We start from the raw sequence: 24,205 nt of genomic DNA on the forward strand, positions 1-24,205 counted from the left end.
TAAACGTTAGCGAAATGGTTAGATAGCTTTTTATAAAATTTAACTTATTATTTTTTCAACTCGTATTTAGCTGGCGCTGCGGTGGTTCGTTTGAATACTACGGCAGCTAATGGCGGTATAGTTATGCTGATTGAGTTATCCTTACCATGCCATTTTTCAATGTCGGTATTCAAAATTTCATGATTACCTACGCCGCTACCCCAGAATTTATGAGCATCGGAGTTAAAGATCTCTTTCCACTGACCGGCGGCAGGCACACCAATACGATAGTTATGACGTATAACCGGGGTCATGTTCAGTACAATCACCAGATCATCCTTACTGTTATTACCAAAGCGACCGTATACCAATATGGAATCGTTGGCATTACCGCCATCCACCCATTCAAAGCCTCTGAAATCGAAGCCTTTTTCATACAAGGCAGGTTCATCGCGGTATAAATGGTTGAGAGCTTTTACGGTTTCGCTCATGCCATGGTGATTAGGGTATTCCAGCACATGCCATTGTAACGACTGGCCGAAATTCCACTCATCGCCCTGGCCAAATTCGGCACCCATAAACAGCAGTTTTGTACCAGGGTGCGTAAACATGTAGCTGTACATTAAACGCAGGTTGGCAAACTGCTGCCACTCATCGCCTGGCATTTTACGCAGCATACTGCCCTTGCCATACACCACCTCATCGTGCGAAAAAGGCAGCATAAAGTTTTCTGTAAAGGCGTATATGGTACTAAACGTAATCTCGTTGTGGTGATATTTACGATTAATAGGGTCTTCGTGAAAATAGTCGATAGTATCGTGCATCCAGCCCATCATCCATTTCATACCAAAGCCTAAGCCACCCAAATAAACCGGGCGACTAACACCTGTAAATGATGTAGATTCTTCGGCTATGGTTTGCGTAGATGGGAAGTGGCTATAAACAGCTTCATTGAACTCCTTCAGGAATGATACAGCTTCCAGGTTTTCATTACCGCCGTAAATATTGGTTTCCCACTCGCCATGCTTACGGGAATAATCAAGGTAAAGCATAGATGCCACCGCATCTACACGTAAGCCATCGGCATGATATCTATCCAGCCAAAACAGGGCGTTGCTTATCAGAAATGCTCTAACCTCGTTACGGCCGTAATTGAATATATACGATTTCCAGTCGGGATGAAATCCTTTGCGCATATCAGCATGCTCATACAGGTGCGTGCCGTCGAAATTGTAAAGCGCGTGCGCATCGCCCGGGAAATGTGAAGGTACCCAATCAAGAATAACGCCTACACCCGCCTTGTGAAATTCCTCTATCAGGTACATCAGCTCCTGTGGTGTACCGTAACGTGACGCAGCCGCGAAGTAACCGCTGATCTGGTATCCCCAGCTTGGATAAAACGGCGATTCCATAATAGGCATCAGCTCGATATGGGTGAAGCCCATTTCCTTTACATAGGGCACCAGTTTTCCAGCCAGCTGACTGTAAGTTAAAAACTCATCAGGGCTTTCAACGCTTCGCGCCCATGAACCTAAATGCACTTCGTAAACGCTGTATGGCCTGTCAAGCCCATTATGCTCCTGACGGGTTGCCATCCAATCAGCATCCTTCCACTCGTAAAAAGTATCGGCAACTATTGAAGCCGTACTTGGCGGTACTTCCCACCGCAAGGCAAAGGGATCAGCTTTTTCCAGATCTTCGCCGGTAGACGATTTGATATAATATTTATAGGTTTCGCCAACACCAATATTGGGAATAAAACCTTCCCAAATGCCTGATGAATCCCAACGGGCATTTAAACTATGTGAACCACGGTTCCAACCGTTGAAGTTGGCTATAACTGCCACATACTGCGCATTTGGTGCCCAAACTGCAAAGTATGTACCTACCACCCCGTTAAACTCCTCTACATGCGAACCAAATTTTTCATACAGCTTATAATGCTTGCCCGATTTAAATAAACTGATATCAAAATCTGTAAACCTGCTGTAAGGCTCAACCGCGTTTTTTATTACATGGGTTGATGGTATAGCTTCGGTGACCTTTGCCTTAACGGCTTTAGATTTTGCAATAACCGGCTTCTCTGCTGCCGGGGCTTTTACTGTCTTTTTAGCTGTAGATATTTTAGCTTCGGGCTTGGCTTTAGGGGCGGCTTTCGCTCTAACGGCTTTTTCTTTTACTGGCTTTGCTTCCGGTAACGGGGTTTCGGTTTTCTTAGTTTGTTTGGCCATGATATAGATAACCTGTAAGGGTATGTAAGGATAACCCCAAATGCAGGATTGAGTTTGGTTTATAGATAATCAAATATAACAGGATTTGGGGATTATGCAGGATTTACAGGATTTATTTTGAGGTTGAAGACTGATGATTTTGTCATTCCGAGGTACGAAGGATCTGCTCGCGGACTTTGCAATCGTCTAATAGATCCTTCGCTGCGCTCGGGATGACAAAAAATAAAATTTTGTCTTACAAAAAAGGCCCCGGTAAACCGGGGCCTTTAGATTATTTTGATATCTCTATTTGTTTAAAGTTTTTACTGAATTTAAACTCCAGCGTACCATCGGTATTAATGGTGAAATCGCTCACCGTTTTACCATCGGCTATAATTTTTGATGGTTTAAAGGGTAGGCCAATTACGTTAACATGATAGCCTTCATAACGTGGTGTATATAAACCTTCCATGCTTTGGCTTATAGTCATTGTTCTTGAACCGCCATTTACCACAAACTTTTTCTCCAGGTAAATATCCTGCTCGTAGGCAAATGTTTCGCCGTAATCTTCAAACAGGAAGGAGTTTACTTCGTAATCTGTGAAATAGATATTCAGTTTTACTTCTTCTATTTCATGCTGACCAACATATTGCATTACCGGGTATTCTGGTATTACTGATCCGGCTTTTACAAAAATCGGCATGGTTTCAAGCGGGGTATCTACGGTAACTTCCTGGCCACCATCTAATACTTCCAGCGTCCAGTAATTGAACCATTTACCTTTTGGCAGGTACACGTTGCGTTTGGTTTGACCAGGTTCCATTACCGGGCAAACAAGAATTTTATCGCCATATGTAAACTCATCCTGGCGAAAATGATTAAGCACTACATCCTGCTCGTGCATTACTATAGGCCTCAATATAGGGAAACCATAGCGGTGGTGCTCCCAGAATGTTGAATACAAGTAAGGGATAAGGCGGTATCGCAGCTCAATAAATTTACGGTTGATAGCGGTAAATGGTTCGCCAAAGCTCCATGGCTCGCGCTCCTTGGTATCACCGGCAGAGTGCGCGCGCATAAAAGGCGAGAAAGTACCCATCTGTATCCAGCGGGTAAACAGTTCGCCATCGGGCTCACCGCTAAAGCCACCGATATCTGTTCCGCAGAAAGAGATACCGGATATTGATAAACGCTGGCATTGAATGTTGCCTAATTTTAAATGTTCCCATGAGGCTACGTTATCGCCCGTCCAAACAGATGAGAAACGCTGTACGCCTGAGTAACCCGCCCTTGTAATGGTAAAAGGACGTTTATTTTTCATAATTTTGCGCAGACCCTCATAGGTTGAGCGTACCATTTGCATACCATAAACATTGTGTGCCTTACGGTGCGAACCTCGGTAACCATCATACTGGTGGCGTACATCATCCGGAAAAGTACCGGCGCCAAATACGGCGGGCTCATTCATATCGTTCCAAACACCGGCTACGCCCATTTGTACCAACTCGTCAAACAAACCGCCCCACCATTCACGAACTTCGGGATTAGTAAAATCAGGGAACTGGCAACGGCCCGGCCAAACGTGGCCTTCCATAAAGTAATCATCGCTTCGGCGGCAAAAATATCTTTTCTCTTTACCTTCCTTAAACACTTCGTAATTATCATCTACACGGATGCCGGGGTCAATAATTACCACTGTTTTAAAGCCGTCGGCAGCCAACTCACTGATCATTTTCTTCGGATCGGGGAAATACTTGCGGTTCCAGGTAAAGCAGCGGTAGCCATCCATATAATCGATATCTAAATAGATACCATCGCAAGGGATTTTGTTTTCGCGGAAACCGTTGGTGATCTTCCTAACCTTAGTTTCGGGATAATAACTCCAACGGCATTGGTGGTAGCCCAGCGCCCAAAGCGGAGGCATTGGGTGGGTACCTGTTAAAATGTGGTAGCTTTTTACCACATCCATCATGTGTGGCCCGTGGATGTAGTAATATTGCAGTTCGCCGCCATCAGCCCAAAAACTTACTTTAGTAGGATCCTCGGCACCAAAATCAAACTGCGCTTTAAATGTATTATCAAAGAAAATACCGTGTGCGATGCCTTCATTTACACTTATGTAAAAAGGGATACTGCGGTAAAGTGGATCCTGGTTCCACTGAAATGAGTAGGCATCGGTATTCCAGTTTTTAAGTCGTTTACCGCGCAGGTTAAACTCGGTTGGTTTATCGCCTAAGCCAAAAAAACTTTCGCCAGAGGCGCAGGTTTTTGTACAAAAAACGTAGTAACCTCCAAACTGCACGTTCTCTTCCCAGTGCATAGGCACCGCATCCATACTGGTTACGTGGCTGCTACTATCAGAAAAAGATATAAAGAAATCTGTTTTGCGAATGTGGCAGTTAATAGCTTTTGTAGCTACCCTAAACTCGTTCTGATCTTCATATAAAGTAAAAGAGGCAGCTTTGTGTTCCAACTTGGGAACGGCATAAGAAAACTCTTCCAGGAAAACACTATGCGGGGCAAGTCTTACACGGATGATCTCGTCTGTAACCACAACTACCTCAACTTTGGCATCGCCATCTGTAAAGTAGAACTTATTCCCCAACTGATCGGCATGGTTGGGTATACCGAGGTATTTTTTTATGATTGGCTTAATGCCATCTGCAGGGTTATTAAGGTGATGAAACTCCTCTTCTTCTTCAAGTATATTTTCTGCTTCAACTAACTTACTGGTTTTCAGCTCTTCGTTTGGTATATTACTTTCCATTCAAATTAATGTGGGGTTCTGCAAATATGTATAAAGTGTACTTACTACGCAATATACGACAATTGATTAAATGAAAAATCATTAACTGTGCCAATAACAACAATTGAACTAAATTATTTTAGATTTTATTTGGCGCTATTCTTCTTCCTTTATGCGTAAGGTTAATACGGCCGCAATTATCATTAAACAGCCCCCTATTTCAACAGCCAGCAGCCTGTTATTGTTTAACAGGTGCGACATGATCCAACCGAACAGCAGTGAAGCCAGGATTTCGGGCAGTACAATGAAGAAGTTAAAAATGCCCATATAAATACCCACCTTGTCCTCGGGCAAACAACCGCCCAACATAGCGTAGGGCATTGAAAGGATACTTGCCCAGGCAATGCCAACACCGGTCATAGATGCATAAAGCATATACGGATTATGAATAAAAGCTACCGATATTAAACCGGCAGCACCGGCAAGCAGACATACCATGTGGGTATACTTACGCCCTAATTTTGCAGCTAAAAAGGGGATAAAAAAGGCAAACACAAAGGTTACCAGGTTATAATAAGAAAGTGTTAACCCTGCAAATTCAACGCCTTTGGTATACAACGCGTCCTGTTCGCTTACGGCTCCAAAAACATTACGGGCTACCGCCGGCGAGTAATAAAACCACATCAGGAACAAACCAGGCCAGGTGAAAAATTGCACCAGCGCCAGCTTGCGCATCCGTTTGGGCATATTGGCTATGGCATGAAAAATTTCGGCCGCACCTGCACCAATACCCCGTTTTTCTTCTTTTTTCTTTTGAAGATCGGCAATATCGGCCGGGGGGTATTCGGTACTTGTAAAAACTGTATATAGAACAGCGGCAATAAACGCAAACGAGCCTATATAAAATGAGTAACGTACCGTGGCCGGGATTGTACCCGCCACCAATGAATTTTGTACATTGAACCAATGACTCATCATCCACGGCAATGCCGATGCTATTATTGATCCTAAACCGATAAAAACACTTTGCATAGCAAACCCACGCGTACGCTGATCATCAGGCAGTTTATCGGTAATAAAAGCCCTGAAGGGCTCCATGCTTACGTTTATGGAGGTATCCATGATCCACAACAGACCGGCGGCCATCCACAACGTAGATGAATTGGGCATAAAAATAAGCGCTATAGAGCTTATGATAGCTCCCACCAAAAAATAGGGGCGACGCCTGCCCAGTTTGGAATGCCAGGTATGGTCGCTCATGTAACCTACAATGGGCTGCACTATTAAGCCGGTTAACGGAGCGGCCAAAAACAACATCGGAATTTTATCGGGCTTGGCACCCAGGTATTCGTAAATGGCACCCATATTTGCCATTTGCAACGCCCAGCCAAACTGGATGCCTAAAAACCCAAAACTCATGTTCCAGATTTGCCAAAAACTAAGTCTGGGTTTTTGTGCTGATAATGTAGTCATTTTATTGGTTTATGTTGGTCTGGTTTATTGGATCAGTTTTATAGGCGCTGTCCTGTTTAAGAGGACTCACCCCGGCTACGCTTCGCTGAAAAGAAGGCGAAGTAAAAGTTTCCTCTTGCTCCGTTCGACTCACCCCGCCGGCACTTCGTGCGGCGCCCCTCTCTTCAGCTTCGCTGGAAAGAGGGTAAAGTCATTTTATTTTTTCCTTCTTATCTTATCTATGCCCTTTAACATCATCACTAACCCCACCCCTCTTTCCGCCGAAGGCGAAGAGAGGGTGACCAAGCGCAGCGATGGTCGGGTGAGTAAACTCTGCGGTATTACTTTTAAAACTCCAGCAACAACCCGCTGCTTCCCTGCAACGAAACTTCAACCCCGTTTTTAATATCGCTGGTATTGAATTTTGCGCCGTTTAGTAAATCAGTGAATTGTTTATCACCGGCAAGGTTTAGCTTCTGTAACAGATCGTCAGGCAGTTTTACGCTTATTGTGCGGGCATCCCGATTAAAATTGGTTATTACTAATATACGCTGATTATTGGTATAACGCAGGTATATGTACAGCTTTGTATCAAAGCCCGGCTGGTGCTCATTGGCCATCATCAGCTCGTAAAAGCTACCGATTTTTATTGCTTCGCTGTTATGTACTGAAGTTAACAGGCTTTGATAAAAGCCACGCAGTTTCTTCTGATCGTCGGATAGTTTACCGCCATCGTAAACACCGTTGTTGATCCATTTCTGATGCTCGGGCACGCCCCAATAATCAAATATAGATGTACGGCCATCGTTGCCGCTAAAACCTTCACTGCCTGCACCGGGCTCGCCAACCTCTTGTCCGAAGTAAATCATCACCGGGCCAGTATTCAACGTTGCAGTAACAATCATACCCGGTACTGCCAGCCATGGGTTACCTGCAAAATCTGGCGAGGCAATGCGCTGCTCATCGTGGTTTTCCATAAAGCGCAACATATGCTGGTCTATACCTTTGCTATCGTGGTTCCAAACGCTGTTGATACCCCATGTTGTGGTATGCGGATCATTACGGGTAAGGTTTCGTACAGTATCGTAAAGGCCTACCTTATCATACAGGTAATCAAAGTGCCCCTTAAATATATAATCGTTGTATTTTGCTTTATCGTAGGCTTCGCCGATGAATACAATACCCGGATGCTCAGTCTTCATTTTCGGGATAACCCATGCCCAAAATTCAATGGGTACCATTTCCACCATATCACAGCGGAAACCATCCACACCCTTATTGCTCCAATAATGCAGGATATCATAAACCTTGTTCCATAGCGGCGGGATGGGGTCAAAGTGCCCTTTGCGGTTATCCGCGTAATCAACACCATAGTTCAATTTCATGGTTTCAAACCAATCATTGATGCTCGGCGAAGCGCTGAAAACATCATTACCTGTTGCCTTAGCAGGGCTTTCATCAAATTTACCATCTTTTAGCGGACTGGTAAATTCATCGCCGCCAGGATTATATCCCGATGGAACAGTAAATGGCCGCCCCTGTATATAATAAAAATCATTCTTCGGATCAAATCCTTTGCTTTTATCATCATCCTGCCCAAAATCACGTACGCCGGCAGGTTTTACATCAGATGCATAGGTGCGGGCTACGTGGTTAGGCACCAGATCCATCAGTACCTTTAATCCGTTGGTATGGGTGCGTTTAATAAGGGCCTCGTATTCGCCAATGCGGTTTTTAACATCAACGGCCAAATCGGGGTCGATATCATAGTAATCCTTTATGGCATAAGGCGATCCTGCCATGCCTTTCACAATATCCGGATCGTCGGCCTTTATCCCGTCTTTGGAATAATCGGTCATGGTGGCGTGTTCAATTACGCCGGTATACCAAACATAGGTAAATCCCATTTTTTTGATCTCGTGCAGGGCCTTATCATTAATATCATTCAGCTTGCCAACGCCATTTTCTTCAATAGAGCCGTTGGTTTTGTTAAGTGTTTTGGTATTGCCAAACAGGCGAGGCAGCAGTTGGTATATGATCAGCTTATTATCTTTGGTAGCTTGTTCCATTTTTTTTGTTCTCTTGTGATCTTTTATCTGTGCAAACGAAATCAGCGGTATTATTGATACCGCCAAAAAACAGACAGAAATTTTAATCCTGTTCATTATGCTTCAACCAACAATTCGTCATTGGCCTTTACTACCTGCTCTTTGCCATGTACTAAAACGGAGGCCTCATTGCCCGACAGGTTTTTGATTTGCACGCCATCCTTGCTCACTTTTATATTAAGCAACGCGCCACGGAAACCCACATTAAACGAGAACGAAGCCCATTTCTCGGGTAGGAAGGGCTGGAAGCTTAACTTGCCATCCCTTACGCGCATCCCGCCGAAACCTTCAACAACAGCCATCCATGTGCCTGCCATTGATGTGATGTGACAGCCGTCTTCGGTATCGTTGTTATAATCGTCCAGATCTAACCGGGCGGTGCGGAGGTAAAATTCATAGGCGCGGGCCTCGTCGCCAAGTTTTGCGGCTAATATGGCATGTACGCACGGCGATAATGATGATTCATGTACCGTACGCGGCTCGTAAAAGTCAAAATTCCTGCGGATGGTATCTATATCGTATTGGTCTTCAAAAAAGTAAATGCCCTGCAGTACGTCGGCCTGTTTGATATAGCATGAACGCAATATCCTGTCCCAGCTCCATTTCTGGTTCAGCGGGCGGTCAACGGCTGGCAGGTCTTTTACCAGGATCTGTTCCTTATCTAAATAACCATCCTGCTGTAAAAACACACCCTGCTTTTCATCGTAACCATAATACATTTTTTCGATGATGTGTTTGTACCTCGATGTTTCGATAGCTTCATCAAAGTTGATCTTGTTTACCAACGCTTCGTATTTTGCCTTATCTGAAGTTTTTATTTTTTCGATAACTTCGATGGTATACTCCATACACCAGGCAGCCAGTTTGCTGGTGTACCAGTTGTTATTTACGTTATTTTCGTACTCGTTTGGCCCGGTTACACCCAGCATTACATACTGCTCCTTTGCCTGCGACCAGCTAACCCTTTGCGACCAAAACCTTGCTATCGCAATAAGTACTTCCAAGCCATAATTGGCGAGGTAAGCATCATCGGCAGTATAACGTACGTAGTTAAAAATGGCGTATGCAATGGCCCCGTTGCGGTGGATTTCCTCAAAAGTGATCTCCCATTCGTTATGGCATTCGGTACCATCCATGGTAACCATTGGGTACAAGGCGGCACCATTTTTAAACCCTAAAGAGGCGGCATTTTCTATCGCCTTACCCAGTTGTTTGTATCTATATAGTAATAGGTTTTTAGTAACCTTTTGATCGGCGGTTGATAAGTAAAAAGGTACGCAGTAAGCCTCGGTATCCCAATAGGTAGAACCGCCGTATTTTTCGCCGGTGAAGCCTTTGGGACCAATATTCAGGCGGTCATCCTCGCCGGTATAGGTTTGGTTAAGCTGGAAGATATTGAAGCGGATAGCCTGCTGTGCCGAGGCATCGCCTTCGATAATAATATCGTTATGTTTCCATTTTTCGGCCCAGTTGGCGGCCTGTTCGGCCAACATAGTATCAAAACCTTTGGCTGCTATCCTGTTTAAAGTTGAGGTTAACTGTACAATAAGACCTTCGGGCTTATGATTTTGGGAGGATAGGTTAGCCACATATTTTACAATGCTGATGCTTTGCCCCTGCTGCGCCTGCAATTCAACTTTTGAAGCAACGTATTTTTCCTTTTGTATGGCTTCCGCTTTAGGCTGTATAACCGTACCATTTTGAACAATGCTGAATTTCATGCCGGTTGCCACCTCGAAACCTGTTTTTTTGGTGCGCATTACAATATAGCCGCCATCGGGCTGAGTAGCCTTTGTTACCTCATCCCAGAATTTTTCATCGTAATTAGAATCCTTGTTCATCACATCGCCGTCAATAGCCGGCGTTATGGTAATAGTTCCGCTGAAATTAAGTGGGGTGATGGTGTAATTAATAGCAGCAGTTTCATCATCAACCATACTGCAAAAGCGACAAGCCTCTACTGCAACTTCTTTACCTAAGGCTGTTTTGGCTTTAAAGCTCCGTTTCAGATACCCTTCCTTCATATTCAGTTCCCGGCGAAAATCGATTACCTCGCATTTGGCAAGGTCAAGCTGTTCACCATCCAACAGGATATCAATAATGGTCCAATTGGCCGAGTTGAGTACTTTGGCAAAGTATTCGGGATAGCCATTCTTCCACCAGCCAACGCGGGTTTTGTCGGGGTAGTAAACCCCGGCAACATAGTTACCAAGTAAGGTATCGCCGCTGTAAGTCTCCTCAAAGTTGGCGCGCTGCCCCATCCGGCCATTACCCAGGCTAAATATGCTTTCAGATATTTTATGATGGTGGGGATCAAAGCCTTCCTCAATTATCTTCCACTCATCTACTTTAATATAGTCTTTCATTTAATGATTGTTTTTGCCCTCATTACGGGAAACTCAAGATCAAATTGTAATTCTGAGGAACAAGAACTATTTCTTGAACGAAGTGAAAAATCTAATCGGCGAATAGATCCTTCGTTCCCCAGGATGACAAATTCATTTATGCTTTGTTCCTCGCCATAACAGGGCGCTTATAACTTAAACAACTTATCTAACGTCATCTTATCCAAACCGCTTATTACCAGGTCGGCATCCAGTACACCGGGCTGGCCTATACCTACTACCTTCATGTGGCCGGCTTTGGCTGCTTCAACCCCGGCTATGGCATCTTCAAATACCACACACTCCTCGGGTTCAACACTCAGTTCCTTAGCGCCTTGCAAAAACACTTCGGGATCGGGTTTGGCCTTGCTTACTTTATTACCGTCGATAACCGCATCAAACAAGTTTGTAATACCAATCTTATCTAAAATGGTCATAGAGTTTTTACTGGCAGACCCAAGGGCTGTTTTAATTCCCGCCGCACGACAGATCAGGATAAACTCTTTGGCACCGGGCAATATTTCGTCGGGTTTCATCTGGTTTACCATTTCCATGTACCAGGTGTTTTTTTGGGTGGCCAGCACTTCCTGCTCGGCAGGGGTTTTGGTTACCCCGCCCCAGCCCAATATAAGTTCAAGCGAGCGCACACGGCTCACGCCTTTCAGTTGCTCATTCTGATGTTCGGTAAAATCGAACCCTAAACTATTTGCCAAGCGTTTCCAGGCTTTATAATGATATACTGCTGTATCAACAATTACACCGTCGAGATCAAAAATACAGGCTTTAATATTGTTCATCGTTATTTGTTAAATAGGGGCACATACAGCCCCTAAGATATAATTTTAATGAGTAATGCCGGGTAATAATTCTAATACCAGGGCTGTTTTTGCGGGCAGCGCAATCTGTTTAAGATCAACATCTTCGTCGGTAATTACATTGCGGGCTTTTTTGGCATCGCCTATGCGCTCAAAATACCTTTCGGCACTGGCGGTTTGCTCTTTTTCGCTGCTGTTGAAGATAACCATCACTGTTTTAGCGGCATCGTACCTGAAATAAACATAAATGCCCTTCTCCGGTACATACTGCATTAGTTTACCGGTTTGCAGTGCTGTGGTAACCTTGCGATAATTGGCCAGCTTACTTACATAATTAAATGCTTCATTCTCCCTTTTTGTACGACCATCGGCAGTGAATTTATTATCCTTATCGCCCTTCCACCCGCCGGCAAAGTCTTCCCGCACCAGACCATCCGGGTCCGATAGGTTTTTCATCAATATCTCATCGCCATAATATAACTGCGGCACACCACGCATGGTAAGTAACATGGCCATTGCAGATTTGTATTTCGTAAAATCTTCTTTCAGTACCGAGAGCATCCGGCTCATATCGTGGTTATCTAAAAAGATGGTATTGCGGGTTGCATCCTGGTATAAAAAATCCTGCGCAAGTACCGAGTACAGGCGACCGACACCATCCGTCCAGCCATCGTTACCGTTTATGGCTTCAAAAATGGCATCCTTAAGCACACCATCGGTTATGCCGGGCAGGTGGGTATCAAAACCACGGTTAACGGTATTACCCTGCGTAAAAAACGCCTGGTTTGCTGCCGACCATACCAGCGTTTCGCCAAATATGGAAAGCTTGGGAAACTCGGCTTTTACATCTTGTGCCCATTTGGCCATATAGGCCGGATCATTATAAGGATAGGTATCTAAACGGAAGCCGTCGATACCTGCATACTCCACCCACCAGATGTGGTTTTGGGTAAGGAAATTTTGCACGTAGGGGTTACTCTCGTTCATATCGGCCATTCGGTGATCAAACCAGCCATCCTGCATCAGTTTACGGTCCATAGGGGATACATGCGGATCCATCACCGCGGCATCCCTGAAGTTTGATTTGGTATAGGTTGGCCATTGGTGTACCCAGCTTTTCATCGGCATATCGCTTATGGTATAACCCTCGGTGCCGGCATGGTTGTGAACAAGGTCTTTAATCACCTTTAGGCCCATGCTGTGGCATTTTTCAACAAATTGTTTGTACAGTTCATTGGTACCATAGCGCGGATCTATCTTATAATAATCAGTAACGGCGTAGCCGTGGTATGATGCATGTGGTTCGTCATTCTCAATTTCAGGCGTGAGCCATATGGCGGTAACACCCAGATTTTTCAAATAATCAAGGTGGTTCATTACTCCCTGGATATCGCCTCCATGGCGACTGTACATCGAATCGCGGTTAATGCCCTTCTCGCGCATGTTATCAAATGAGTCGTTGCTTTCATCGCCATTGCTAAACCTGTCGGGCATAATGAGGTAGATGAGATCCTTACTGGTTACTCCCTGCGCACGGCCCGCAGACTTGTCGCGTTTTTTGAGTGAATAATTATAAACCAAGGCCTTTTCGCCGGCTTTTGTGAATTTTATCGGGAACGTTCCCGGAGATGCGGATGAAAAAACCTCCAGATCAAGGAATAAATAATTTGAATTTTCAACTTTATGCACCGCTTTGAGCTTTACACCGGGGTAATTAAGCACCACATTACGGGCTGCAATATTATTGCCATGAACAATAAGCTGCAGGTTGGGGTTACTCATTCCTACCCACCAAAACATGGGCTCTACGCGTTCCAGGGCAGGTATTTGGGCCGAAGCACCCAGTGCCAGCATAGCGCAGCAAATGGTAAACAGTAAGTTTTTTTTCATACAAAAAGGATCAAAAAAAGGATAATTGGTACAGTGCAGCAAATCATGCTATCTGCGTTTCAAATTTATAATAAAAATGATTTGTTGTATGAAAAAGTTAAATAATTGTTGAGCAAAGAAAAATAGGTGGATAAATAATTTCGAAAAAAATTTAATCTTATTTGGATTAATTATAAATAAACTGCAGTTTTGCATTGTTATATGATTTCCACGCTCACCCAAACTACTCCATGGACAGATGTTTTCAGTACATCGGCCGGCGCTATTTACCAGTGCGATGAGGAACGTTGCTGGTATGTTGATTTTGCAGGCAAGGTTGCCAAATTTGATTATCGTTGCCTGCTTAAGTTGCGTAAAGCTGTTTACCATATAGATATTGAGCAGGTGCTACTTACTACCACTAAAGCACCGGATGTAGAGATCATTTTCATCTGCGCCTGCGATCATTGCTACGTACTCTCTTTAGTACAGATCATCGCCCTTAAAGAACTCCTGGAAGGCACCTTTGTAATGCTTGAACTAAACCACATTTTGCACGACAGACTGGGCAGGGTGGTTATTTAATATCGGATTTCGGAGGTTTGATTTCGGATTTTTTGCCATCCAGGTAGTAAATTTTCGTTACAATCATTTTTTTAAAAAACAAATCCGAAATCAAACATCCGAAACCCCAAATCCTTTCTCCCTATAACTATTTAGATTAAATTCATATTGTGTTTAAATTGAGTTAATTGTGTTTATAGCATTATTATTGTATATAATTCTGTTGTGAGTTTATTTACAATATTTAATCAGCCCAGATCATGAAAGACCTATTACGCATTAAAAGCCTGATTTCTACGGAAATTGAAGCGCTTTTAAATCAGCAAGTAAAAAAAGAAGCATATTCTTCATCAGTATATTTATCAATGGCATCATGGTGTAACCGTAACGGTTATGATTTCTCTTCCGACTACTTTTTTAAACAAGCCGAAGAAGAAAGACTACACCAGTTAAAATTTTATAAATACATATTGGATATGGGCGGCAACTCTATATCTCCGGAAATTACCGGCATTAAGCAGGAATATAACTCATTCCGCGAGGTTTTTGAAGAAGCTTTGGACCAGGAGATCAGCGTTACCAACTCCATCAAAAACATTTACGCCCGCTGTATGAAAGAGCAGGATTTTATAACCATGGAATTTTTAAACTGGTTCCTGAAAGAGCAACGCGAAGAAGAATACAAAGCCCGCCGCGCCCTTGAACTGTTTGAAGTTATTGGCGAAGAAGGCACCGGCCGCTGGCAAATTGACAAACACGTAGGTGAGATAAAATATAACGGCGAGGCGTAAAAGCCTCACCCCGGCCCTCTCCAAAGGAGAGGGGGAGATTAATAAAAAAGTCCTTTTGCTAATGCATAAGGACTTTTTTTTTGACATGCTATTTAAAAAGTCCTCCCTTTCAGGGGGAGGGTTGGGTGGGGCTTCTTACTCTATCAAATCCATCAGCTTCAATACATCCTTAGCGTTATATTCCTTTAGCCAGGTGTTACCGGGCTGGATGCTGCATATTGGAGCATACTTACATCTGTCAGTACATTCCGTTTCTATGACTTCAATTTCTTCGGGGCCGTGGTAATGTTTTATGTAAGTTTTGGCCAATTTGTACATATCCTTGCCGCCCCGCTTGCCGCATTTGCTGCCGGTGCATACATAAAGTACCCTATCAGGAATGGTGAATTTGCCCATAATCTTGTAGTGTTATTACAATGTTAAACTATAACAAAGTTATAACAATAAAGTTCCATTAAGGTAATCTGCCTGGACAGGAATTAGTATATGCTAAAAGATTTAAACATATCTGACAAATTCTCTTAACCCCAGATCAACACAAATCATCTTTCAAAGCTTTTAATGTAATCGGCCAAAGGTTCAAGGTCCATTTGTTTGCGTAGTTTGTCAACCTGGTCGGGGTATTTTAGCGGGAACGGCGTAAGCTTGTTGGTTTTTAAATCTTTCGACAACTGTGTGCCATAAATTTGCTTTTGCTTGGTACTTACCAGTATACGGTCTGTTAGCAAGGCATAATTGGATTTGCTTGCATTTTTACGGTCTACTTCTTTTTTCATTAATGCAAGCACCAGTTTCTGAAAAAGTACATCATCATCGCAATGCTGAATAATGGCCCAAAAACCCTGGCTCGCATCCTTGCCAACCAGCGTGTAACCCGGGTAGCCGTATTTTTTGATGATAGCCTTCGCCTTTATTTCATTTATACTATCGGCAGTTGCCCAGTTCTTTTGGATGTCGTCTGCACTATATGTTGATTTTTGCTTTCTTCCGGCCTTCATATCCTCCAAACGCCAAAACTGATCGTCCTTATACATCGCGTTGATCTCCTCAATCAAAGGTGTATTTAAATTGTGTGTCTGCGCAAATGCTGGCAATGCCAGACAGCCGCAGATAAAAGATAATAGGATAAAGATTTTCATAGGATCATTAAAAACTAAATATATAGTTGATTTTTAATATTTACAAGGAATAAAATCCAAAAATCTGACAAATCTGCTGAATCCCGAAAATTGTCTGAACCATGATTCACCTAATTAAACAGATTATCTTGATTTCGATTTTATTAATCCTCTTAATCCTTAAATCATGTAAATCATGGTTCAGACAAATTAGGATTCCGACAAAAAAAATCTTAAAATCATCTGCACATCTGAAATCTGAAATCTGCACATTTACAAAATGTTCAAAAAGTACTCCTCCCTCCTGCTTATAGTTTTACTTATTGTTTGGGGTTGCAACCCCAGGCCCGATAACACCTATCCGTATAAAGTTGTAAAGATTAAGGATGGCGATACCATTGGTTTGCTGAGCAGCGATAACCAGGAAATGACCGTACGGCTGGCCGAGGTTGATTGCCCCGAAAAAACACAGGCCTATGGGCAGGCGGCAAAAAAATTCACATCAGATCTTTGCTTTGGCAAATACGTAAAACTCATTGGCAACGTACATGACCGTTACGGCCGTACCGTAGCATTGGTTATTTTGGACGATGGCACCAACGTAAATTATCAGCTGGTTAAAAGCGGTTACGCCTGGCAATACAAGCAATATTCAAAAAACGCTGAATTGGCGGGTTACGAGCAGCAAGCCCGTGAAAACAAGCTTGGATTATGGGCCGATGCTAATCCCACCCCACCCTGGGATTTCCGCCGCGAAAAGAAACCGGCATACCGTGCACCAAAAACCGATAGCCTGCAAACCAAACCACGCAAAAAACATTATCGCAAGCGCAAGCCAAAACTTGAAGAAGCGCATTAAATTGGTAACTTTATAGGCATCAACCCTACGTAATGAAGTTTACAAAAGCATTTTTATCAATTGCCTTTACACTTGCGCTCATTTGGGCGCTGCAAACAAAATTTGGTCCGGTGCCGCCGCTGGGGAAATTTCTTAGTCCGGCGGATGGATTTTGGCAAAATGCAGAGAGCAAACATATTTTAGCAGCCCATAACCTGAAACTTACGGGCGTTACCGGCAAGGTCACTGTTAAATACGATGAGAACCGCATCCCCCATATTTTTGCAGATAACGAGCACGACTTGTACTATGCACAGGGCTACATAACAGCCACCGACCGCCTTTGGCAAATGGATATCCAAACCAGGCAGGCCGCCGGCAGGCTGGCCGAAGTGCTTGGTCCCAATCTGTTGGAGATGGACCGTTACCACCGCCGCATGGGTATTGTATATGGTGCCGAAAAAACATTGAAAGCCATGATGCAGGAACCCGCCATTCGCCAAATGGTGCTGGCTTATACCGAAGGTATTAACGCCTACATTCACCAGCTTGGTCCGCGCGAATACCCGCTTGAGTTTAAAATGCTTGATTATGCACCCGAGGACTGGAAGCCTATCAACTGCGCTTTTTTACTCAAACTAATGAGCGAAACGCTGGCGGGCGGCAGTAATGAGTTTGCCATGAGTAACATTTTGAAGCAGTTTGGCGCCAAAGCAACAAATGACCTGTTTCCAGATTATCCTATGCACGAGGATCCCATCATCCCGATAGGTACAAAATGGAATTTTAAACCGCTGACTATTCCCAAGCCATCGGCAGGCTTTTCGGCGCAAATGAACGATAATGTAAAAAGAGTTGTTAAAGAAGAAGGCATCGGCAGCAATAACTGGGCGGTATCGGGTAGTAAAACAGCTAACGGCTATCCCATTTTGGCTAACGACCCGCACTTGAATCTTACTTTCCCTTCTATATGGTACCAGGTACAACTTTCGGCACCGGGGATAAATGTTTATGGGGTATCACTGCCGGGTTCGCCATGCGTAATATTGGGTTTCAATAACAACATAAGCTGGGGCATAACCAATGTAGATGCCGATGTACTGGATTGGTACCAGGTTAAATTTAAGGACGATAAAAAGAACGAGTACTGGTACAATAACAAGTGGAACAAAACCAGCCGGCGTGTGGAGGCCATCAACATCCGCGGGCAAAAAACTTTGTATGATACCGTAATTTATACCCATCATGGCCCGGTTGTTTATGAAGATAAATCAAAAACTACCGATCACTCGCCAGATTTTGTGCCTGTTGGTGATGCGCTAAGGTGGATTGCGCATGATGAATCGGACGAGCTGATGACCATGTATATCCTCAACAAAGGAAAAAACTATGCCGATTACCGCAAGGCACTTACCTATTTTAACGCACCGGCATCAAACTTTGTATTTGCCAGTAAGGATAATGATATAGCCATAACCCCAAATGGCAAATACCCGCTTAAATATAAAGATCAGGGTAAATTTATCCTGGACGGTACCGACCCGGCCGACGATTGGCATGGCTGGATCCCGTTTGATCAAAACCCAACGGTTAAAAACCCGCCGCGTGGCTTTGTGAGCTCGGCAAACCAATCCTCTACAGATCAAACCTATCCATATTACATCAACTGGTCGTTTGCACCGTATGAACGGGGTAAGCGTATTAACGACAGGCTTACCGTCATGCAAAAGGCCACGGTTGATAGTATGCGTATCCTGCAAACCGATACCTATAGCATTCGTGCGCAGGATATTATGGCTACAATGTTGAAATATGTAGATGCCTCCAAATTAGATAAAAACCAGCTGGCCGTCTTGCAAATAGCAAAGGGCTGGAATAAGGATTTCGCGGCCAATTCAACCGGGGCAACCGTATTTAACGCATGGTGGATAAAACTATACGGATTGATATGGGGCGATGATTTTGCTAACAAAAACCTGCAATCCAATTACCCATCGATGGACCGAACAGAGCAGCTTTTATTAAAAGAGCCAAATTCAAAATGGTTTGATGATATCCGCACCCCGGCAAAAGAAACCTGTGCCGATATGGTAACCAAAGCCTTCACAAGCGCAGTTACTGATCTGGTTAAAGAGCATGGTCAACCCGGCGAAAGCTGGCAATGGGGCAAGGTAAAAAAAATGGAAATAACGCATCTTACCCAGCAGGAAGCATTAAGCTCGGGCAATTTTGAATCGGGCGGTACAGGATCAACCATTAACGCGCTGGTTAACGGGCATGGGCCATCATGGCGTATGGTGGTGCAAATGGGGCCAACAGTAAAAGGTTACGGCATACTCCCTGGCGGTGAATCTGGCAACCCGGGCAGCTTTTTTTACAGTGATATGCTGAAGATCTGGCAACAAGGCCAACTGAAAGAACTGCTGTTCCTGCAATCGCCTACAGAAGCATCGGGCAGGATAAAAACGGTTGTAACTATTGGAAGTAAATAAGATAAATGAAAACGAAAAAGAGTCTGGGCCACGTGCGATTCCCCTCTTGAGAGGGGCGGAGGGGTGTGTAAATCTACCTGTAGAAACACACCCCTGCCATTACACAAGCCAACACGCCCCCTCTCAAGAGGGGAATTAAAATATTAAAAAACACACATATGTTATTCCTCATTATACTCATACTCACATTTGCAAGCGGTTACTTTTTACCCTGGTGGGTGGTGGCCATAGCGGCATTCTTATCAGCATTGGTTATTGGCAAAACATCGCGCCAGGCATTTTGGTCGGGCTTTTTGGCAGTTTTTATAGTGTGGATTGTACTGGCGCTATTTAAAAGCATCCCTAACGATCATATCCTGGCTACCAAAATAGCTCATCTCTTTAACCTGCCGGGTTGGGGTTATATCCTGGTGATAACGGGCATTATTGGCGGCTTGGTGGCGGGGTTCGCCGCGCTGTCGGGAGTGTTATTGAAAAAGGCTTTTGAGAAGCATTAAGTTAATGCTCTATTAGTTATAGATAGATTCTTCGTTCCTCAGATGACAAAATATACTAAAAAATCACCTTAAACAAAAAACACCAGCCTGTATGACTGGTGTTTTTTGTTTTAAAGCTTGTTGAAGCTTAGAAACTTTTCAATGTTTCTTTCAACACGCTAACTGCTTCTGATGTGTTTTTTGATGATCCAAAAACTTCCTTTGAAGTTGTGCCTTCACCATAAAAATTGGCAATGGCCGATTTATCGATAGCCAGGTTTGACCCGTTAATAGTAATACCGGCAAACAAGCCGCGACTACGTGAGTAAGAGTAAACTTCAGCCTCCAATTTATAGTCGGTACTTGCTGATGAACTACGACCAACCGGACCAGCTGCCGCAGATATATCCCCCCCGATAGTAAAATCACCATTCTCTACTTTGGTAAGCACACCTTTATGGCGAAAAACCAATATCATATCAACAGACTGTACACCTATTTGCAAACCAAAGCTACCACCTGTAAGCGTAATAAAAACTGGGTCGCTCCATTTACCATCACCCAGTTTTACCATAGCAACACCTCTGCCGCGTTTACCGCCAATACCAAAACCGGCGTTAATCAATTTAGGAATAATAACCACACCCTCATATTGCTCCAGCAATTGACGGGGGATGCTTTCTTTCATTTTACCAAACTCTTTTAACACGTTGGCCGAGTTGTGCAGGCGCTCTGTTTCCTTATCGGCCGATTTTGCCGATATGAGTACGAAGAACAAGCTTAATATAAGCGGGAACTTCAAAAATTTTAATGCTTTCATGGGGTTGTAATTTTAAATTCTATTGTTGTGTATCTGTACTTAGTATGAACGGCAAAAATGTATACTTGTTTTCACAAATCAAGTATAAAAGATGTCAAGATTTTAGCTGCACATCTGAAATTTGAAATCTGCGCATTGTTATACCTATCTTTGCAGCTCATGAACGCACCGGATAAACAACAGGTATTTTCAATAAACAACACCGCAGAGTTTAACAAAATCGCTCTGCAGATTTTTAATCACCAGGTAAAAAATTGTGCTGTTTACAGCCATTTTATTTCGGGCTTGCGGATTGATCCTGCCGGGGTGAAATCGGTTGAGCAAATTCCTTTTCTGCCGATTGAATTTTTCAAATCGCACCAGATCCTCAGCACCGGTGAACCTGCCGAGCTTATTTTTACCAGCTCGGGAACTACAGGAATGATTACAAGCCGGCATTTTGTTGCCGATAAAGCCTGGTATGAAGATAGTTTCCGCAACGCTTTCGGTTTGTTTTATGGCGATATAAAGGATTACACCGTACTGGCCCTGCTCCCCTCGTACCTGGAGCGTGAGGGTTCATCGCTTATTTATATGGTGGAGGATTTGATAGCACAATCGGCAAATGCCGGGAGCGGCTTCTTTTTATATAACCACGATGAGCTTTTCCATGAGCTAAAAAAACAGCAGGATACCAAAAAGCCAACACTTTTAATAGGCGTTACCTTTGGTCTGCTTGATTTTATTGAGAATCACAATATCAACTTTCCCGAGCTTTTGGTAATGGAAACCGGTGGTATGAAAGGCCGCCGAAAGGAAATGATCCGCGAGGAACTGCATGAAATATTGTGCGAAGGTTTTGGCGTTAGGGCTATCCACTCAGAATACGGGATGACCGAACTATTATCGCAAGCCTACTCCTTGGGTAATGGTATTTTTGAGTGCCCACCCTGGATGAAAATCATCATCCGCGATACTAATGACCCTATCAGCACGTTACAAAATGGCAAAACCGGCGGTATTAATGTTATCGACCTCGCCAATATCAATTCCTGCTCGTTCATAGCCACGCAGGATCTTGGTAAAACTTTTGCTGATGGCTCATTTGAGGTTTTAGGCAGGTTTGATCAGAGCGACATACGTGGTTGTAATTTGCTGATTGCTTAGTTCATTTTAGTATCAGGTAGTTAGTATCAAGTACCAAGATTTTTAAAAATCGATCTGGTCATGCAGAAAAGTCATGATACTTGATACTAACTACTTGATACTCGATACGAAAACCTTACCTATTATTGTTATTTTTGCGCGCATCATAAAATGCTAAAAACATGATTGAGAAATTTTTGAACGAGGAACAAGATCCTAAAACAGTTGAAAAAGTTTATTCCCGTTTGGTCGACCTGCTTTCTTCGGGCGAAGAGGTTATATATATAGCAGTACAAAAAAAGCCACTCGTGAACCTTTTTCCTGATTGTATAGCCATTACCAACAAACGTATATTATTTTTCACCCCGGCCAACCTGGGCCTGTCTATAAAGTTTGTTGATTTTGTGTGGAAAGACATTGTTGACGTATATACCAAGGAAGAAATTATTGGCGCTATATTCAGCGTTAAAACAACCAACGGCGCCGAAATGGCGGTAGATTACCTACCCAAAATACAAGGCCGTAAACTATACCAATACGCCCAGGAACGTAAAGAGGTTGAGCGCGAAGCACGCCGCCTGCGCGATCTGGAACAAAAACGTGCCGAATCGGGTTCAATCCAATTTGATAATCCTGCCGCTTCGCATACATCAACCGCTCAACAGGCTTTTGTTGCACAAACACCTGCGGCAACGCAGCAATACCAGGCACCGGCACCAGTTGCTCCGCCTGCACCAACTCCGGCACCTGCCCCTGTAGTACAGGAGGCAGCGCCAAAACCAGATGAGCTTACCGAGAAACTTAAAAAGCTAAAAACACTTTTTGATAACGGATTGATCTCGCAGGAAGAATATAATGCCAAGAAATTGGATCTGCTAAGCGACTTTTAAATCCAACGTAGGATATCTATTAAAAAAGGGGTTGGATTTTTAAAATCCAACCCCTTTTTTATTTCAATTTGTCATTGCCAGGAACGAAGCAATCTCACATGCATAGTTTACTACTTGTACGATGAGATTGCTTCGTTCCTCGCAATGACAAATAGTTATTATTATGCTCTTTTATACTGAATAACGGATTACTCTGCAACAATCAAAAAGTAATTCTTTTTACCTTTTTGCACTACTAAAAATTTACCGTTTATTAATGTATCTGCCGTATAAATATCATCAGCAGTGGCAATTTTTACTTTATTGATAGCAGCACCGCCGCCAGCTATCATTTTCTTTGCTTCGCCTTTTGAAGGGAACACAGATGTTTTAACTGCCAGCAGGTCGGATACGTTTATACCCGCCTCTATTTCGGCTAATGATACGGTAAAGTTTGGCACGCCGGAAAAAAGTGCAAGCACCTCCGCTTCATTCAATTCATTTAAAAACTCAATACCAACGTTACCGAATAAAAACTCCGATGATTTAATGGCTTTTTCATATTCACCCTCGCCATGTACGCGAATGGTGATATCCTTTGCAAGTGCTTTTTGCAGCGCACGGGTATGTGGCGCGGCATCATGCTCAACTTCAAGGGCTTCAATAACCTCACGATCAAACAGTGTAAATATGCGGATGTATGCCTTGGCATCAACATCAGTAGTGTTTAACCAAAACTGGTAAAACTGGTACGGCGATGTACGTTCGGGATCTAACCAAACCGCGCCGCTTTCTGTTTTGCCAAACTTGGTACCATCAGCCTTTTTAATTAGCTGGGTGGTTAAGGCAAATGCTTCGCCGGCATCTTTACGACGAATGAACTCGGTACCGGTTACAATGTTGCCCCATTGGTCGCTGCCGCCCATTTGTATGGTACAGTTATGGTTTTTCCACAAGTAGTAAAAATCATACCCCTGCACCAATTGGTAAGTAAACTCGGTAAATGACATGCCAGTATCGCCTTCAAGTCGCTTTTTCACCGAATCCTTAGCCATCATATAATTAACGGTGATGTGCTTGCCTACATCACGTATAAAATCAAGGAAGGTGAAGTTCTTGAACCAATCGTAATTGTTAACCATCTCGGCGCTGTTGGCACCGCTGTTAAAATCCAAAAATTTGGTCAGTTGTTTTTGAACCGATTCTAAATTATGCTGCAGCACATCCTCAGAAAGCAAGTTACGCTCCTGCGATTTGCCTGACGGATCGCCCACCATACCGGTAGCGCCACCGACCAACGCGTAAGGCTTATGGCCTGCACGCTGAAAGTGTATCAGCGTCATGATCTGGGTTAAATGGCCAACGTGCAATGAATCGGCAGTTGGGTCAAATCCAATATATCCCGATGCCATGCCTTTATTCAGCATTTCTTCGGTACCTGGCATAATGGTATGCAGCATACCGCGCCAGGTTAGTTCTTCAACAAAGTTCATAGTAAGTTCCTTTTCAAAAGCTGCAAAGATATAAAGCTGAGCAAATTATTCATCAT

The 24,205-nt window shown here is 43.6% G+C and carries 18 protein-coding genes; 7 read left to right on the forward strand and 11 right to left on the reverse strand.

The features are described from left to right. Positions 1-47: 47 nt before the first annotated feature. The 7 genes from glgB to BLS59_RS12705 all read right to left on the reverse strand — a co-directional run bounded on the left by glgB (position 48) and on the right by BLS59_RS12705 (position 13,584). Positions 48-2,210: a 1,4-alpha-glucan branching protein GlgB gene (gene glgB, locus BLS59_RS12675; RefSeq protein ID WP_091149658.1), complete on the reverse strand. Its 2,163-nt coding sequence runs from the start codon at positions 2,208-2,210 to the stop codon at positions 48-50. A gap of 271 nt (positions 2,211-2,481) precedes the next feature. Beyond that, entirely contained in the window at positions 2,482-4,956 is a 2,475-nt protein-coding gene (locus BLS59_RS12680; protein ID WP_091149659.1) for a glycoside hydrolase family 31 protein, read from the reverse strand. A gap of 135 nt (positions 4,957-5,091) precedes the next feature. Further along, positions 5,092-6,408, reverse strand: a complete 1,317-nt coding sequence (locus BLS59_RS12685; protein WP_091149660.1) for an MFS transporter — start codon at positions 6,406-6,408, stop codon at positions 5,092-5,094. Between the two features lie 326 nt (positions 6,409-6,734). Further along, on the reverse strand, positions 6,735-8,456 hold the full coding sequence (locus tag BLS59_RS12690; protein ID WP_091149914.1) for an alpha-amylase family glycosyl hydrolase: 1,722 nt from the start codon (positions 8,454-8,456) through the stop codon (positions 6,735-6,737). A gap of 95 nt (positions 8,457-8,551) precedes the next feature. Further along, positions 8,552-10,861 (reverse strand): glycoside hydrolase family 65 protein, encoded by a 2,310-nt coding sequence (locus tag BLS59_RS12695; RefSeq protein WP_091149661.1) that lies wholly within the window; start codon positions 10,859-10,861, stop codon positions 8,552-8,554. Positions 10,862-11,028: 167 nt separating this feature from the next. Next, positions 11,029-11,676, reverse strand: coding sequence for a beta-phosphoglucomutase (gene pgmB, locus BLS59_RS12700; RefSeq protein ID WP_091149662.1), 648 nt, complete (start codon positions 11,674-11,676; stop codon positions 11,029-11,031). 45 nt (positions 11,677-11,721) lie between these two features. Next, entirely contained in the window at positions 11,722-13,584 is a 1,863-nt protein-coding gene (locus tag BLS59_RS12705) for a glycoside hydrolase family 13 protein (protein ID WP_091149663.1), read from the reverse strand. A 201-nt stretch (positions 13,585-13,785) separates the two neighbouring features. Here BLS59_RS12705 and BLS59_RS12710 point away from each other — a divergent pair, with 201 nt between their 5' ends. Next, on the forward strand, positions 13,786-14,148 hold the full coding sequence (locus BLS59_RS12710) for a hypothetical protein (RefSeq protein WP_091149664.1): 363 nt from the start codon (positions 13,786-13,788) through the stop codon (positions 14,146-14,148). Positions 14,149-14,387: 239 nt separating this feature from the next. Then, positions 14,388-14,918, forward strand: a complete 531-nt coding sequence (locus BLS59_RS12715; protein ID WP_091149665.1) for a ferritin — start codon at positions 14,388-14,390, stop codon at positions 14,916-14,918. A gap of 135 nt (positions 14,919-15,053) precedes the next feature. On the opposite strand, the gene BLS59_RS12720 is transcribed toward BLS59_RS12715, so the two are convergent. Both BLS59_RS12720 and BLS59_RS12725 read right to left on the reverse strand, forming a co-directional pair. Further along, a complete protein-coding gene (locus BLS59_RS12720; RefSeq protein ID WP_091149666.1) occupies positions 15,054-15,314 on the reverse strand; it encodes a (2Fe-2S) ferredoxin domain-containing protein in 261 nt (86 codons plus the stop codon). Between the two features lie 146 nt (positions 15,315-15,460). Continuing rightward, on the reverse strand, positions 15,461-16,057 hold the full coding sequence (locus tag BLS59_RS12725) for a DUF6624 domain-containing protein (RefSeq protein WP_091149667.1): 597 nt from the start codon (positions 16,055-16,057) through the stop codon (positions 15,461-15,463). Between the two features lie 259 nt (positions 16,058-16,316). Here BLS59_RS12725 and BLS59_RS12730 point away from each other — a divergent pair, with 259 nt between their 5' ends. The 3 genes from BLS59_RS12730 to BLS59_RS12740 all read left to right on the forward strand — a co-directional run bounded on the left by BLS59_RS12730 (position 16,317) and on the right by BLS59_RS12740 (position 19,863). Further along, complete coding sequence (locus tag BLS59_RS12730) at positions 16,317-16,895, forward strand: thermonuclease family protein (RefSeq protein ID WP_091149668.1); 579 nt, start codon at positions 16,317-16,319, stop codon at positions 16,893-16,895. 32 nt (positions 16,896-16,927) lie between these two features. Beyond that, positions 16,928-19,366 carry a penicillin acylase family protein gene (locus BLS59_RS12735; protein ID WP_091149669.1) on the forward strand — a complete coding sequence of 813 codons (2,439 nt, stop codon included), beginning with the start codon at positions 16,928-16,930 and terminating at the stop codon, positions 19,364-19,366. 158 nt (positions 19,367-19,524) lie between these two features. After that, entirely contained in the window at positions 19,525-19,863 is a 339-nt protein-coding gene (locus BLS59_RS12740) for a hypothetical protein (protein ID WP_091149670.1), read from the forward strand. A 127-nt stretch (positions 19,864-19,990) separates the two neighbouring features. Here BLS59_RS12740 and BLS59_RS12745 read toward each other — a convergent pair whose 3' ends face one another. Beyond that, positions 19,991-20,662, reverse strand: a complete 672-nt coding sequence (locus BLS59_RS12745; RefSeq protein ID WP_091149671.1) for a lipid-binding SYLF domain-containing protein — start codon at positions 20,660-20,662, stop codon at positions 19,991-19,993. A gap of 159 nt (positions 20,663-20,821) precedes the next feature. Here BLS59_RS12745 and BLS59_RS12750 point away from each other — a divergent pair, with 159 nt between their 5' ends. After that, the gene (locus BLS59_RS12750) at positions 20,822-21,808 is read left to right on the forward strand and encodes a LuxE/PaaK family acyltransferase (protein WP_091149672.1); all 987 of its coding nucleotides are present in this window, start codon (positions 20,822-20,824) and stop codon (positions 21,806-21,808) included. Between the two features lie 161 nt (positions 21,809-21,969). Continuing rightward, positions 21,970-22,677, forward strand: coding sequence for a PH domain-containing protein (locus tag BLS59_RS12755; RefSeq protein ID WP_091149673.1), 708 nt, complete (start codon positions 21,970-21,972; stop codon positions 22,675-22,677). A gap of 188 nt (positions 22,678-22,865) precedes the next feature. Here BLS59_RS12755 and tyrS read toward each other — a convergent pair whose 3' ends face one another. Then, entirely contained in the window at positions 22,866-24,149 is a 1,284-nt protein-coding gene (tyrS, locus tag BLS59_RS12760; RefSeq protein ID WP_091149674.1) for a tyrosine--tRNA ligase, read from the reverse strand. Between the last annotated feature and the right edge of the window lie 56 nt (positions 24,150-24,205).

Origin of the sequence: Mucilaginibacter pineti, from assembly GCF_900101875.1 — a bacterium.
Taxonomy (GTDB): Bacteria; Bacteroidota; Bacteroidia; order Sphingobacteriales; family Sphingobacteriaceae; genus Mucilaginibacter; species Mucilaginibacter pineti.

What these genes read in the sequence shown, in the direction of transcription:
- glgB (WP_091149658.1), bottom strand. Translation starts at nt 2,210, where the DNA reads ATGGCCAAACAAACTAAGAAAACCGAAACCCCGTTACCGGAAGCAAAG.
- BLS59_RS12680 (WP_091149659.1), bottom strand. Translation starts at nt 4,956, where the DNA reads ATGGAAAGTAATATACCAAACGAAGAGCTGAAAACCAGTAAGTTAGTT.
- BLS59_RS12685 (WP_091149660.1), bottom strand. Translation starts at nt 6,408, where the DNA reads ATGACTACATTATCAGCACAAAAACCCAGACTTAGTTTTTGGCAAATC.
- BLS59_RS12690 (WP_091149914.1), bottom strand. Translation starts at nt 8,456, where the DNA reads ATGGAACAAGCTACCAAAGATAATAAGCTGATCATATACCAACTGCTG.
- BLS59_RS12695 (WP_091149661.1), bottom strand. Translation starts at nt 10,861, where the DNA reads ATGAAAGACTATATTAAAGTAGATGAGTGGAAGATAATTGAGGAAGGC.
- pgmB (WP_091149662.1), bottom strand. Translation starts at nt 11,676, where the DNA reads ATGAACAATATTAAAGCCTGTATTTTTGATCTCGACGGTGTAATTGTT.
- BLS59_RS12705 (WP_091149663.1), bottom strand. Translation starts at nt 13,584, where the DNA reads ATGAAAAAAAACTTACTGTTTACCATTTGCTGCGCTATGCTGGCACTG.
- BLS59_RS12710 (WP_091149664.1), top strand. Translation starts at nt 13,786, where the DNA reads ATGATTTCCACGCTCACCCAAACTACTCCATGGACAGATGTTTTCAGT.
- BLS59_RS12715 (WP_091149665.1), top strand. Translation starts at nt 14,388, where the DNA reads ATGAAAGACCTATTACGCATTAAAAGCCTGATTTCTACGGAAATTGAA.
- BLS59_RS12720 (WP_091149666.1), bottom strand. Translation starts at nt 15,314, where the DNA reads ATGGGCAAATTCACCATTCCTGATAGGGTACTTTATGTATGCACCGGC.
- BLS59_RS12725 (WP_091149667.1), bottom strand. Translation starts at nt 16,057, where the DNA reads ATGAAAATCTTTATCCTATTATCTTTTATCTGCGGCTGTCTGGCATTG.
- BLS59_RS12730 (WP_091149668.1), top strand. Translation starts at nt 16,317, where the DNA reads ATGTTCAAAAAGTACTCCTCCCTCCTGCTTATAGTTTTACTTATTGTT.
- BLS59_RS12735 (WP_091149669.1), top strand. Translation starts at nt 16,928, where the DNA reads ATGAAGTTTACAAAAGCATTTTTATCAATTGCCTTTACACTTGCGCTC.
- BLS59_RS12740 (WP_091149670.1), top strand. Translation starts at nt 19,525, where the DNA reads ATGTTATTCCTCATTATACTCATACTCACATTTGCAAGCGGTTACTTT.
- BLS59_RS12745 (WP_091149671.1), bottom strand. Translation starts at nt 20,662, where the DNA reads ATGAAAGCATTAAAATTTTTGAAGTTCCCGCTTATATTAAGCTTGTTC.
- BLS59_RS12750 (WP_091149672.1), top strand. Translation starts at nt 20,822, where the DNA reads ATGAACGCACCGGATAAACAACAGGTATTTTCAATAAACAACACCGCA.
- BLS59_RS12755 (WP_091149673.1), top strand. Translation starts at nt 21,970, where the DNA reads ATGATTGAGAAATTTTTGAACGAGGAACAAGATCCTAAAACAGTTGAA.
- tyrS (WP_091149674.1), bottom strand. Translation starts at nt 24,149, where the DNA reads ATGAACTTTGTTGAAGAACTAACCTGGCGCGGTATGCTGCATACCATT.